Raw genomic sequence first — 13,282 nt, 5'->3', positions numbered from 1 at the left:
CAACTATGTTTTTGAGGCCTTCAAGTATACTGAAAGCCTTATAAGTAGTTATTCTCCAAGTAGTCTATCAACAGTAGAGATACGCATCTGTTTTATTGCATAACATTCCTTTTACCCGTATTTCCTGACCCTCTGATTTCTTCGTGATAAAGATAATTCACTATCGAGGGATGTCCTTTGGGACTTCGTTCGTAAGGCAATTCATTATCCACATACTTACATTGAGCCTCCTGCGCCATTTTCGCAGCCTCTTGCTCCAATTGCTTCCAATATGTTCGGTCTTTATGCAAATAGATTTCTTCATAAAGTGGGAACAAATGGGGATAGTATGATTTGATATAACCCATAATGTTGGCCTTAAAACCACCCCGCAGATTGAGGTTCTCAAGCCAAAAGAGGTCGCAAATATCTTTCACTTCATGAAAAATAGCTTTGAAATTGGTGATGCCAGGGAAGATGGGCGACACAAAACAAATGGTTCGGATGCCCGCCTCGTAGACCTTTCGCATGGCTGCGATGCGCCGCTCTATGCTCACGGCCTTGTCCATGTCGGCACGAAATGTCTCATCAAGCGTGTTGACTGACCACGATACGGTGACTTTCTTCATTTGCCGGAGCAGGTCAAGGTCGCGCAACACGAGGTCGCTCTTTGTACAAATGAGTATTTCTGCATCGCTGTCTTTGAGCTCTTCAAGCAGTTTACGTGTCCTGCGGAACGTTGCTTCTTCGGGATTATACCCATCGGTCACTGATCCAATAACCACGCGTTGTCCGGCATATTTCTTCGGATTCTTGATTGCAGGCCAATGCTTCACGTCTAAGAAAGTGCCCCATTCTTCTTTATGTCCTGTGAAGCGCTTCATGAATGAGGCGTAACAATACTTGCAAGCATGGGTGCACCCCACGTATGGATTCACCGAATAGCCACCAACAGGGAGGTTGGACTTGGTCATGATGCCACGCACCTCTTTCGTTCCAATGAGTGTTTTTGCCATATATCTTCCTTTATTCTTTATAAATCCTCTACCGTTTCACCGTCTTCAGGAATAAAGACGCGGTCTAAAATTCCTGCCACTTCCGCACGCTTTCTCACCATTTCACGCGTCACGCTATTATGGTTCACGCCTTCAAGATGCGTCACAAATAACTTTGCATCAGGTGCAGCTGCAGCAACTTTTACCACATCTTCATCGTTCATAATAACGCGTCCACCCAAGCGAAAGCCATTGCCACCTGCATTAAGGGTGATAACCTCGGGGCGAAAACGCTTCAAATTGCGCTTCACACCAGCATACCAGATGGTATCTCCGGCATGATAGAGCGTCTTTTCTTGTGGATGAGTGAATACATAACCCGCTGTATGTCCGGCAGGATACTTCATGATGAAATTACCATGCTGGCTTTCGGCCTTTTGTATGCTCACTTCCCCAATCCTTGTATTGTCGCCGACAACTTCCACATGATTAAATCCATGCGACATTACCACCTGCCGATTGTTTTCGTCTTGCACAAAAAATCGCATATCTTTAGGCATCATTTCATAGGCCGCCTCATCGATATGGTCATCGTGTAGATGGGTAAGCAACACCGCATCTACACCTTTTAGCATCTCTTCTACAGGAAAAGGTAGTTCATGAAGTGGGTTGCGCAGGTGTTGATTTCTACTAAAGGGGAAAGGAGGCATGCAGCCTTTCTTTCCCAACATGGGGTCGATCAGAATTTTCTTTCCCCCATATTCAACGATTATCGTTGCGTTTCTTACTTGTTGGATATTCATTGTTTATTAAAATTAAAGTTTAACATTGGCTTCCAGCATAATACCATCCTTCAGAGGTTCATCATCATCAGAGAACGAATTTGCCTTATATTGTACGCAAAGCACGAGCATTTCGCTGCTGCCTGTGTTCTTGAAAGCACGTTTGCCATTGGGCGCAATTCTCACGATGCTTCCTTCTGAAACGGGAAATCGTTTGCCGTCTACATCGAAAATGCCTTCACCTTTAAGAATGAAATAAAGCTCTTCGTGGGTTTTATGGGTATGGCGTGTGCCATAATCCTGCCCAGCTGCAAGACTTTGGAAAGACAATTCTGCGCCTGTTGCTTGTAGTGCATGTCCGGCAAACATCTTTCCCGGGATAGAGAAATTGCCCATAGCCAACTCATATTCCTTAATTTCATTCAACTTACCTACGTTCACCGTGGTGAAGTTCTCACCTTTTTCTACAATTTTAATTTCTTTCATAATGCTATTTGTTTTGATTACGAGTGCAATTAATCAACGAAAATGAAGAAATATCGAAGTTGGTGTAAACTGACTGATAATGAGCAGGAAACGGAATAATTTGCATAGAACTTCCCTTTTCAAAAAGGGCAGGTATATGCAGATTTAGGCAGAAGTTCAGTTACCAGAGCGTTACCCGAATTTGCCATAGGTAACGATGGAGCAATGTTCGGTAACTGAATTATTTTCACTCGTGTGGCTGTTGCTGCGATCGGCAGTTTTCTGCATAAGTGAGGAACGCTTTGAAATTGGTAATTTTGCTACAAAACATCAAAGCGTATGAAAACAAAAAAAATGAAGGTGTTGCTCTACCTCAAAAAGAGCGGTCTGGACAAGTCGGGTAAAGCACCGATTATGGGACGGATAACCATTGGGCGTTCCATCGCACAGTTCAGTTGCAAGCTCTCCTGTAATCCTGACTTGTGGAATCCTCGTGAGAGCAGAATGGACGGAAAAAGTCGTGAGGCGGTGAAAGTGAATGGCAGGTTGGAGAACTTGCTGCTATCCATTCAGTCAGCTTATCAATCTTTGCTTACAAGAGGTTGCTCATTTGACGCAACCGACGTGAAGGAACTGTTTCAAGGCAGTGTGCAGACACGGTGCATGCTCATCGAAAGGCTTGATATGCTCATAAAAGAGAAAGAAAGTCATATCGGTGTAGACATCAGAAAAGAGTCAATGGCAAGCTATCACTCCACGAAAATCCACTTGCAGGAGTTCATCCAAAAGAAGTATAAGGTTTCTGACTTAGCCTTCTCACAACTGACAGAGAACTTCATCCATGAGTTTCAGCAGTACTTCTTGGGAGAGTGTGGATTTCAGGAAAGCTCATTCTACAATGTCGCCACCCATTTGAAAACAGTTTGCAGGCTGGCTTACCGTGAGGGGTTGGCAGACATCCTGCTTTTCGACAAAGTCAAAATCAGCAAGGGTAACAAGAAACTCCCCAAAGCACTTGACAGAGGGGCATTTGAGAAGTTAAAGACTCTCCACTTTGAGGACTTGGAGGAAGAAATGGAAACGGCAAGGGATATTTTTCTCTTTGCCTGTTATACGGGTGCTGCATATTGTGATTTGATGGAACTGGACAAGTCCCATCTTGTGCGTGACGACGAGGGTAGCCTTTGGCTGAAGTTCAACCGCCACAAGACAGGTGTGCCTTGCCGTGTCAAACTGCTGCCCGAAGCCATACGGCTGATGGAGAAGCTCCACAGCGATGAAAGGGAAACATTGCTCCCTTTCATGGGATATGCCACTTACCAATCTTATTTGAAAGCCCTGCGGCTTCGTGCTGGCATCTCGTTTCCTTTTACCACACATACGGCAAGGCACACCTTTGCCACGCTCATCACGCTTGAACAGGGTGTACCCATTGAGACCGTGAGTAAGATGCTGGGGCATTCCAACGTGAGCATGACCGAGCGTTATGCAAAGGTTACACCCCAAAAACTCTTTGAGGAATTTAATTGTTTCCTTTCTTTCACGGAGGATATGCAGATGAGTATTTAGCAATAGATATATTAAAACTAAAATCATTATGAGAAGTACATTCAAGATACTGTTCTATATCAACAGACAGAAAACTAAGGCAGACGGCAATACCGCCATTCTCTGCCGTATCACCATCGACGGAAAGAATGCAGCCATTACCACAGGAGAAGAGTGTAAAGTCTCCGAGTGGAACACCAAGCAGGGGTTGACAACCAACAAGAAAACAAACCAAAGAATCAATGAGTTCAGGGATTTGGTGGAAAAGACCTATCGGAACATTCTTGTAAAGGATGGAGTAGTAAGTGTGGAACTTGTAAAGAACCGCTTACAGGGTATTGCCACCAATCCGACCACGCTCCTTGCCATGAGCAGGGCGGAACTGCAAGCAGTCAAGGAAAGTGTTGGCAGATCAAGGGCAGAGGGAACTTACCTGAACCTGTTCTATTCTGACAGAAATCTCCGTGAATTTGTAGAAAACAAAGGAGTGCAGGATATATCCATCGGAACAATTACAGAGGACTTGTTCGAGGAATACCGCTTCTTTCTCAAAAAACGTGGGCTGAAAGCATCCACCGTCAACAGCAACCTCTGCTGGCTGAGCCGACTGATGTTCCGTGCGGTCAGCAAGAGAATTATCCGCTGCAATCCGTTTGAGAATGCCAAGTATGACAAGGAGGAAAAGAAGATACGTTTTCTGCAAAAGAGCGATGTAATGAAACTTATGGCAATGAAGATGAACGAAAGAGAAGCGGAGCTGGCAAGACTGATGTTTGTCTTTTCCTGCTTCACAGGCTTGGCTATCTCAGATATGGAGAATTTGGAATACAAGCATATTCAAACGGCAGCGGACGGACAGATGTATATAAGAAAGGAACGTCAGAAAACCAAGGTTGAGTTCATCGTGCCGTTACATCCCATAGCTGAAGCCATCATCAACCATTGCAGGAGTGAGAAGAGGAGAAGCGAGGAACAGCAGACTGTGAAAGAAAAAGACGACAACCTTGTCTTTCACCGTGATTGCAGCCGCAGTGTCATGGATGCCAAACTGAGTATTGTGGGAAAGGCTTGCGGTATCTGCCAAAGACTTTCTTTCCATATGGCAAGACATACATTCGGCACAATGAGCCTAAGCGCAGGTATTCCTATTGAGAGCATAGCCAAGATGATGGGACACGCCTCCATATCAAGCACTCAAGTTTATGCGCAGGTGACGGACAAAAAGATATCAAAGGATATGGACAGGCTCATTGCCAAGCAATCGGCAAAAGAAAAGGAAACTTCGGAGAGAGAGGCTTGTGAATCTTCGGATATTGTAACCTGTAAAATGGAAGAAACGGCATGAAGACAAACAACAATCCAAAAATAAGAACAAACACTTCCAATCAGCGTAGTTATTTTGATTGGGGCAGCAAAATGCAGGTCATTCGCAAAGGAAACGGAGAGATAGCCATGACAGATAGTGAACTTGTGAGTTTTTTGGGGGTAACATGGAGGAAACTCAACCATAGGCTTCAGACAATTATGAAATCTTCCAACCTGCATCCCGAAGAAAGAGTTGCTGACGAGGAAGAAGTCGTTATCAATGGACCGCTCAAAGGCTATGCACCGCTCTATCCACTTTCTATCATCATCGCTCTGTCCTTTCTGTTAGACAACACGGAAGCGCATTTGTTCAGAAAGTACATCTGTCAGAAGCTGCAGAAACCAGCATCCATAATAACACCGATATTCCTGATAGGCAACATGGATAACTGATGGTAATACGCTTTTTTCTTTCACTGATTATATCTTACTACATAACTACAATAGGGTATAATACGGTGAAAGAAAAAATCTTGTAGCGTAGTTAGTAAGAGAAGCATCCAGTTACTACTTAAAAACTACATACTACTTCTATTGGTAATCTTCCAGTAAGAACACACACTGCTTGCCATTATATTCGTATCACTTGCAAAATGATATTCTGAAATGGAATGGAAATGATCAACCCAAATAAAAATAACTTCAAAGAATTTGGGTGTTTGGAAAATACTCGGTATTTTTGCAAAAATAACCGACTTAATATATGTTAATAAACAAAGAAGAAAAGAAGGTTGTTGATATTCTTAGGAACTGTATTGAAAAAGCAAACACCGGTACTCTGTTTTTTAATAATAGTTTCCCAGAATACGACGACGAGTATGTTGGCAAAATTTTGTCAGATTTTGTCCGGCAGGGATTGTTATTAAGGCTATCTCGTGGTATATACCTAAAAACAAAGGAAACCAAATTCGGTGTTGTTTATCCAACTACCGAGGATATTGCTCGTGCTATTGCAGAAAGAGATAATGCAGAGATTCTCCCTACTGGTAGCACCGCGCTGAATATGCTCGGATTGTCCGAACAAGTTACCATGACCCCTGTTTTTCTCACCAGTGGGTCTGCAAGAAAAATCAAGTGTGGCAATAAAACCATCACGTTCAAAAGAGGAGTGCCCAAGAATTTCGCATTGAAGGGAAAGGTCACACGTCTGTTAGTACAAGCCATGAAAGCTATCGGTGAACGAAACTATAATGGCGAGTGGGAAAGTGCAATCAATGTGATATTGAGTAAATATCCAGAGGACGATACCATGTCGGAAGACTTAAAAGTCATGCCTGCATGGATAAGAAGAAAAATAATAAACATCCTAAACAATAAGAATCATGAGCAGTTGGCAGAATCATAGCATTGATGAGAGGATCTCAATGATACAATCAGTCGCACAAGATCATAATATCGAAGATAATGCGATAGAGAAGGATTGGTGGGTGACAGTAGTCCTCAAAGCCCTGTTTAACACATCTTGTGGGAAATGGCTTCTTTTCAAGGGTGGAACTTCTTTGAGTAAAGGATGGAATCTTATTAACCGTTTCAGTGAAGATATCGACATCTCCATTGACAGAATTTTTTTTGAAAAAATCCTTAACCTGCCATTTGCCAAGTGTGAGAACAACAACCAGGTAAAGAAGTTAAGAAAAGCGTCGCGAGATTATATTCATGGGACACTTTCAGCAGAACTGGATGTGGAACTTCAGAAAATGGGAATTGAAGGATATACTGTAAAGAATGAAACGATAGCGGGGGAACCTCCCAAGCCTATAGATCATGACAGTGACCCAACGGTAATATTCGTCAATTATGAAAGTATTTTCCCGTCCAGCATGAGACTTATTGATGCGAGGATTAAAATAGAAATCAGTTGTCTATCTATGTCTGAGCCTAATGAGAAATGCGACATTCACTCTCTTGTCTTCGATAAGTTCCCTGAGGAGGATGATGAAATGACAGCATCTATCAAGACTGTAACGCCATCAAGAACATTTTTGGAGAAGGCACTGCTTCTTAGTGAGGAGCTTCAAAAGGAAGAACCAAGAACATTGCGTATGTCCCGGCATCTTTATGATTTAGATAGATTGATGGACACGGAGTTTGGCCAGAAGTCACTGAACGATGGCAACCTTTATAAGGCTATCGTAGAACATCGTCGTCGTTTCTATCATTTGGGATATGTGGACTATGACAAAGATTATCCGACAAGTATTGATTTTATCCCCCGAAATGAGGTTCTGAAAGCCTATCGTCTGGACTATGAGACAAATATGGTAGATGGATATATATATGGCGAAGCTAAGCCCTTTAAGGAATTGATGAAAAGAATGGAGAAATTACTTCATGACTTCAGACAAATTATAATTCCTTAGATGTGCCATTGACCATCGTTTGTTACAGGTATCAAAAATACGCAATCCAATGTTTCCTTTATGACGGGAGGTGAACTTTGCAATAGTGCTCTTGTTGTTGATTATTCGCCCTTAAAAATAGGCCACTAGTCATAAATTTGAGCCTTTTTTCAAGTTTTTCAAAAAAAAGTTTCAAAATTCGTGCAGTCTTTTAGTCACAATCTGCTCCTTTTAATAAAAAGGAAAAGTATATCTATGAAAGTAGATGTTGATATAGACGCATGTAAACAGGGAGAACGGGAAGCTCTCGGAAATTTATACAAGGCATATTCCGACAGATTATTGCGGATATGCCAGCATTATGTGACAGACGAAAGCACGGCAGAAGATATTTTGCATGATGCGTTCATCATCATCTTCACCTCCATCAAATCGCTGAAAGACAACTCAAAATTGGAGGGATGGATGATCACCATTGTAAGGAACCTTTCTCTAAGGTACCTGCAAAGCACAGAGAAGGATGACATTCCTCTGTCTAGTCTGGGCATAGAATTTTTGAGCGAAGAAGACGAGGAAGAAAAGAATATAGAACTTGAACTATTGCTGTCGGCAATAGAGTCGTTACCGGAGGGGAACAGGGAGATATTCAAACTCTCGGTTCTGGATGGTCTTTCCCATAAGGAAATTGGAGAACTGCTTGGTATCAATCCTCACAGTTCATCTTCTCAGTTGGTTCGAGCAAAGAAAATGTTGCGGACCATACTGATGAACTATTGGATGCTCTTCTTGCTTCCAATTCTGATACCTGTCTATATCTATTTCGTAACGAAGGACAAAACTGTTGGAACTTCTGAACACAAGCAAACAGCAGTAACCACTCATAAGGAGCTGCCAGGACCGGTTCTAAAAGAATCTGCCTCTCAAAAGATAGTGCAACCAAGATATTCCATCCCATCAAGTATAAGTACCAGTAATAATGATGAACGTGCCTTGGCAGAAATGGCTACCTCTACTGAAAAGATTTCTTCACGGATGATAACAGATAGTGTAGAATCCGAGCAGCAGACTGTAGTTTTCCATGTGGATTCTATACAGAAACAATTGGTTATAAAGGGTATCAGCACCAAAGACTCCGTGCTTCGCATTCCACAAATTACCGAAGAAAAAATGATGGCATTGAATGAAAGTATGTCGCCTAGTGTCAGCAATAAGAAGAAATACCCATGGACATTTAACTTCGGCTATTCATCTAATGCCGGAGCAAATGGAGCCATGTCCAATTTGAACTACCTATCAGTAGTAGATTACGCTAATGGTGGGGCTGCGGCCAAATTATATACATGGGATGATTATGTAAATTATTTAGTTCGGAACAATGCACTGATGGATTCCGTCGAGAGGGCAAAAATGTCATGGATAGCACTGAATAATGCAACAGAGGGCAACGCTTCCTTAGGTGAGAAGGCGCATCACTACCGCCCTCAGACCTTTAGTTTGTCGCTCAACAAGCAACTAAGTTCCCATTGGACTTTTGGAACAGGATTGACTTACACAAGAATAAAGTCTGATTTTGAGAGTGAGTTTCATGGTGCGACCTTGTTGAAGACCCAGAAGATTGATTATGTGGGCATACCATTGCGATTGACCTATCGTATATGGAGCAAGGGACGATTCAATGCTTATACGACCGGTGGAGTGACATTCGAGATGCCAGTTCACAGTTCACTTGATAAGAAGTATATCATAACGTCTGACTCGTCCTACACGTTAAAGGGTGACATCAAGCCACGTTATCAATGGTCTGTGAACTTAGGTATCGGTGTTCAGTATAGGCTATTCAAGCCTTTCAGTCTGTATTTAGAACCTAACATGTTCTATTACTTCTGGAATGGCAGTGGCCTTGAAACCTACCGCACAGAGCATCCGTTCATCATAACAGTACCATTTGGATTGCGGCTTACTTGGTAAATGAAATAAATAGAAAAAAAAGTCATAAATATTGTGCAGTCTTTTCGTGGTTTTCTGCTCTTAACAATAAAAGACAAAACTCAAAAGAAAGAATGTACAGTATTTATGACTACATCCACAACGGAATAGTATTTGCCAACAATGTAATACGCAGACGGCATAAGGAACTTACTTCCTTGATGATATATTCCACTACCAACTGCCAGTCACGTTGCAAGCACTGTTCCATTTGGAAGAAACCTACGGAAAATTTAAGATTATACGACATCATCAAGATAATGAACAGCAAATGTATAACGAAACGCACGACGGTCGGCTTGGAGGGAGGTGAGTTTATCCTTCATCCCGAAGCAGACAAGATATTGGGATGGTTTGATACTAACCACCCAAACTATACATTGCTGTCCAACTGCCTTGCAGCAGACAAGGTAATTTCTTCCGTAAAGAATCATTATCCCAAACATCTATACATATCACTTGATGGCAATAGAGAAACCTATCGCTATATGCGTGGGAGAGATGGATATGACAAAGTGATTAAGGTTATAGAGACATGTAAAGACATCGTGCCTATCTCCCTAATGTTCTGTCTTTCTCCATGGAACTCGTTTGAGGATATGGGGCATGTCATAGATTGTGCCAAACAATATAACATTGATGTACGTATTGGCATTTACAGCACAATGTCATTCTTCGACACAACCAAAGATTTAATGGAATCCAATGATGCTGATTTCATCAGCCAGATACCCTCTTCCATACATCAAACATATGAGAACTTTGACTTTGTAGCTTTGTATGACGAGTGGAAGAATAATAGACTGAGACTGCGGTGTCATAGTATTTTCAGTGAATTGGTCATCCATTCTAATGGGGATGTTCCCTTGTGCCAGAATTTAGATGTAACCTTGGGTAATATTCATAAGAATACGCTTGATGAGATATTCAACTCAAAGGAGAGCTGCGAAGTCCAGTGTCAATACTCTAAAGCGTGTAATCAATGCTGGATTAACTATCATCGTAAATATGATATTATCCTGTTGAGAAATTTAGAAAGAATAATCCCCAAACGGCTGATAGAGTTGTTTTATGGGAAGTATCAATGGACCAGCAATAGGCAAACCACCTATAAGAAACATTTCAAGCAAATAAAAGCATAGCTAAAATGGGATATTTAGATAACATCATAGACAGATATAGGCGCATACGCAGCATGAGAGAACTGCAATATACCTACACACAGCAGTATGCTCTTGTGGGGTTTGGCAATCATTGTGCAAACAACCTGCTGCCCGTTATACAGTATCTTCAGCTGCCACTGAAATATATCTGCTGTACCTCTGAAAAGAAAGCTGAACTGATTTCTCAAAAGTACAAGGGGATCAAAGGAACAACTTCTTTACAAGATATCCTGCTTGATGATACAATCTCAGGAGTCTTCGTGGCAGCTAATCCACATTCTCATTTTCATATTGCAACTGAAGTTATAAAAGCAGGTAAATCCTTGTTCATAGAGAAGCCACCCTGTAAGGATGAAAGGGAACTAATGTTTTTGACTGATACTATCAAACTATATGGCTCACAGCATATCGTTGTCGGACTGCAAAGACGTTTTGCCCCTGCTACTCAAATTCTGAAAAAGCGATTGAAAGATGATGGCAAACGGCATTACCATTATCGCTATCTGACAGGATTATACCCTGAAGGAGATACTTTGCTTGACCTGTTCATCCATCCTCTTGACTATGTAATATTCCTTTTTGGAGAGGCAAAGATAAAGAGTTTGGATATCATTCGCAGTAGAGATGGTGCCCAGACCTTATTCCTTATATTAGAACACCAAGATATAGTAGGAATGTTGGAACTATCAACAGATTACTCTTGGCAGGATGCACAGGAACAATTAAGTATTAGTACGGACAAAGGACAATATGTATTGGACAGAATGGAAAGACTCGATTTTTCCCCAAGACACTCTGCTATATGGGGAATCCCTTTGGAAAAGGTCTTCCAAAATAATGCAACCGTTGTCAGCCTATACGGAAGGAATGGTTTTGTACCAACGGTTGAGAATAACCAAATTGTGTCACAAGGGTTCTTCTCGGAGATTCAAGCGTTTGCCGATATGGTTGAAAACAGATGCGAGGATAATCATGCCTTTTGCTTGGAAAGTGTTAAGCATGTTTATTCCTTAATGGCAGAAATAAAGAAGTATATGAATATAATTGACGACCACATATTATAATAACTAATTAAATCCAACAAATTATGAAAAGGTACTTTTGTGTATTACAGGCGTTCATCTTCTCGTTGCTGTTTATTGGTTGCAGCAATGAAGATGAGTCTGCTTCAACTCCCACAGTGCAAGCATCGAAAACGGAATTGTTTGCTATAGGGACAGCCCGAATGACAAGAGCCGCTTCAAGCCCCTATCTCTTTACACTTGACAACATTAAGTCTTTCAACGCGCAGACCCGTGAGATTATTTTTCAAGATTTTGAGCCGACAAGTCTGCTCTTTCCCATTTATCGTAACATAGAAATACATTCGTATGGTAAGGTTCTACTCCATATCTCAACGTTTGTGTCATCTTTCAATAGTCAAATCTTCACAGACTTATCATTAGTTTCAGAATCTGGCAAGTTTTATCTGAGTAACTGTTACCCACGCAATATTGAGGACAATAGTCAATATGTTAAAGAGAACAAGGCCATTCAAAAAGCAAAAGAAAAAAGAGCGGCAGAATGGGGAGAGTTTCTCTCAATACTCAAAAAACACGGGAAGTTGATTGAATAGTAAACACTATCCATAAAATGTATGTCTTTATTGCGGATTTCGGCAATAACAGAAATACGTAATAATATAAGCAAGAAATAACTTGTAATTACGTTTATATAAATATCAACATATAAAATCCTTGTAATTATGAAAAAAGTATTTTACAGCCTAATCCTTTTCTGTGGATTATCTGCATGTTCCTCAGAGAAGGTAGCTCTTGAGCCATTAAGAATTTATGATGTTGCAAATTCTAATTGTAAGTTAAGCATCTTTCCGACAGATACACGTCCTGATTTCTATTTGGAGAATGATGCAGTACCAGCAACTTTAAGCATAGAGCTGGGTAAGGATGGCATAGCCCAATGTGTGCTGGAAGATGTGAAAGCCAACTGTGCTGTAAGAAATATCTATGTGAACATCGTTAATCAAGATGATCAGATTACCCTTTTTGTGTATCATAATGTCCTTGATGCACTTGCCGATTGCATTTGCAAATACGATGTTAGTTTTAAGATGAGTAAATTGTCGGCTGGTAATTATAAACTTAAAGTTTACTTTGCCAGACCGAATATGAAATATGAAGAGTCTGATATAGCATTCAATGGGCTGCTCAATCTAACTCTGAATAAAAAGGAAAGAGTAGTGCTTAAGTCTGAATTGAGTTTACCAGAGATTTGAAAAACTGATTGAATAGTAAACGACAAAGACATAACATTTTAGGCGTAATGGACATTTGGTAGGCCGAAAAAACTCCAGATGTCCTTTATTTATTACCTTTGTTGCATTTGAGAACCTATGAATACATTTGCCTTTTTTCATTGTTTTAGCCATGCTCTAAAGGAGGCTTATATGACATTTGCTATTCGCCAGAAATCCTTTGCAACTGCTTCCACTATTTACAGATAAAGATCCTATGTACTTATTTCGCTCATTATAAATTTATACTTGTATTTTTTGAGTATCAGGGATATCAATAAAATTCACCAGCTGTTACTAGTAGACTAGGATATTGTCATTATGACTTTAAGCATTTGGCATATTGCAAACTACGTATGAACTTAAT

Annotated in this window: 13 protein-coding genes; 10 read left to right on the top strand and 3 right to left on the bottom strand. The window is 41.0% G+C overall.

What is annotated here, in order from left to right; genetic code table 11:
* Positions 1 to 92: 92 nt before the first annotated feature.
* The 3 genes from J5A55_RS05465 to J5A55_RS05455 are packed head-to-tail and all read right to left on the bottom strand — an operon-like array spanning position 93 to position 2,242.
* Entirely contained in the window at positions 93 to 995 is a 903-nt protein-coding gene (locus tag J5A55_RS05465; RefSeq protein WP_004384412.1) for a radical SAM mobile pair protein B, read from the bottom strand.
* A gap of 17 nt (positions 996 to 1,012) precedes the next feature.
* Positions 1,013 to 1,777 (bottom strand): MBL fold metallo-hydrolase, encoded by a 765-nt coding sequence (locus J5A55_RS05460; RefSeq protein WP_004384415.1) that lies wholly within the window; start codon positions 1,775 to 1,777, stop codon positions 1,013 to 1,015.
* Positions 1,778 to 1,789: 12 nt separating this feature from the next.
* Positions 1,790 to 2,242, bottom strand: coding sequence for a cupin domain-containing protein (locus J5A55_RS05455; protein WP_004384417.1), 453 nt, complete (start codon positions 2,240 to 2,242; stop codon positions 1,790 to 1,792).
* 318 nt (positions 2,243 to 2,560) lie between these two features.
* Here J5A55_RS05455 and J5A55_RS05450 point away from each other — a divergent pair, with 318 nt between their 5' ends.
* The 10 genes from J5A55_RS05450 (at position 2,561) to J5A55_RS05405 (ending at position 12,897) form a co-directional block, all read left to right on the top strand.
* Entirely contained in the window at positions 2,561 to 3,790 is a 1,230-nt protein-coding gene (locus J5A55_RS05450) for a site-specific integrase (protein WP_004384420.1), read from the top strand.
* Between the two features lie 28 nt (positions 3,791 to 3,818).
* Positions 3,819 to 5,114, top strand: a complete 1,296-nt coding sequence (locus J5A55_RS05445; protein ID WP_004384421.1) for a site-specific integrase — start codon at positions 3,819 to 3,821, stop codon at positions 5,112 to 5,114.
* Positions 5,111 to 5,527 (top strand): hypothetical protein, encoded by a 417-nt coding sequence (locus J5A55_RS05440; protein WP_004384422.1) that lies wholly within the window; start codon positions 5,111 to 5,113, stop codon positions 5,525 to 5,527. Before J5A55_RS05445 ends, J5A55_RS05440 begins: the two co-directional genes overlap by 4 nt.
* 310 nt (positions 5,528 to 5,837) lie before the next feature.
* Complete coding sequence (locus J5A55_RS05435) at positions 5,838 to 6,479, top strand: DUF6088 family protein (RefSeq protein ID WP_004348713.1); 642 nt, start codon at positions 5,838 to 5,840, stop codon at positions 6,477 to 6,479.
* Positions 6,457 to 7,494 carry a nucleotidyl transferase AbiEii/AbiGii toxin family protein gene (locus J5A55_RS05430; RefSeq protein ID WP_004384423.1) on the top strand — a complete coding sequence of 346 codons (1,038 nt, stop codon included), beginning with the start codon at positions 6,457 to 6,459 and terminating at the stop codon, positions 7,492 to 7,494. The genes J5A55_RS05435 and J5A55_RS05430 overlap by 23 nt, the downstream gene beginning before the upstream one ends.
* A gap of 234 nt (positions 7,495 to 7,728) precedes the next feature.
* Entirely contained in the window at positions 7,729 to 9,441 is a 1,713-nt protein-coding gene (locus J5A55_RS05425; RefSeq protein ID WP_004384424.1) for a sigma-70 family RNA polymerase sigma factor, read from the top strand.
* Positions 9,442 to 9,620: 179 nt separating this feature from the next.
* A complete protein-coding gene (locus J5A55_RS05420) occupies positions 9,621 to 10,601 on the top strand; it encodes a radical SAM/SPASM domain-containing protein (protein ID WP_234396098.1) in 981 nt (326 codons plus the stop codon).
* 5 nt (positions 10,602 to 10,606) lie between these two features.
* Positions 10,607 to 11,686: a Gfo/Idh/MocA family protein gene (locus J5A55_RS05415; RefSeq protein ID WP_039851548.1), complete on the top strand. Its 1,080-nt coding sequence runs from the start codon at positions 10,607 to 10,609 to the stop codon at positions 11,684 to 11,686.
* Positions 11,687 to 11,709: 23 nt separating this feature from the next.
* Complete coding sequence (locus J5A55_RS05410; protein WP_004384427.1) at positions 11,710 to 12,237, top strand: hypothetical protein; 528 nt, start codon at positions 11,710 to 11,712, stop codon at positions 12,235 to 12,237.
* A gap of 129 nt (positions 12,238 to 12,366) precedes the next feature.
* Positions 12,367 to 12,897 carry a hypothetical protein gene (locus J5A55_RS05405; protein ID WP_004384428.1) on the top strand — a complete coding sequence of 177 codons (531 nt, stop codon included), beginning with the start codon at positions 12,367 to 12,369 and terminating at the stop codon, positions 12,895 to 12,897.
* The last annotated feature ends 385 nt before the right edge of the window (positions 12,898 to 13,282 follow it).

Origin of the sequence: Prevotella veroralis, assembly GCF_018127765.1 — a bacterium.
Taxonomy (GTDB): domain Bacteria; phylum Bacteroidota; class Bacteroidia; order Bacteroidales; family Bacteroidaceae; genus Prevotella; species Prevotella veroralis.
This window is presented reverse-complemented; position numbering and strand designations above follow the sequence as displayed.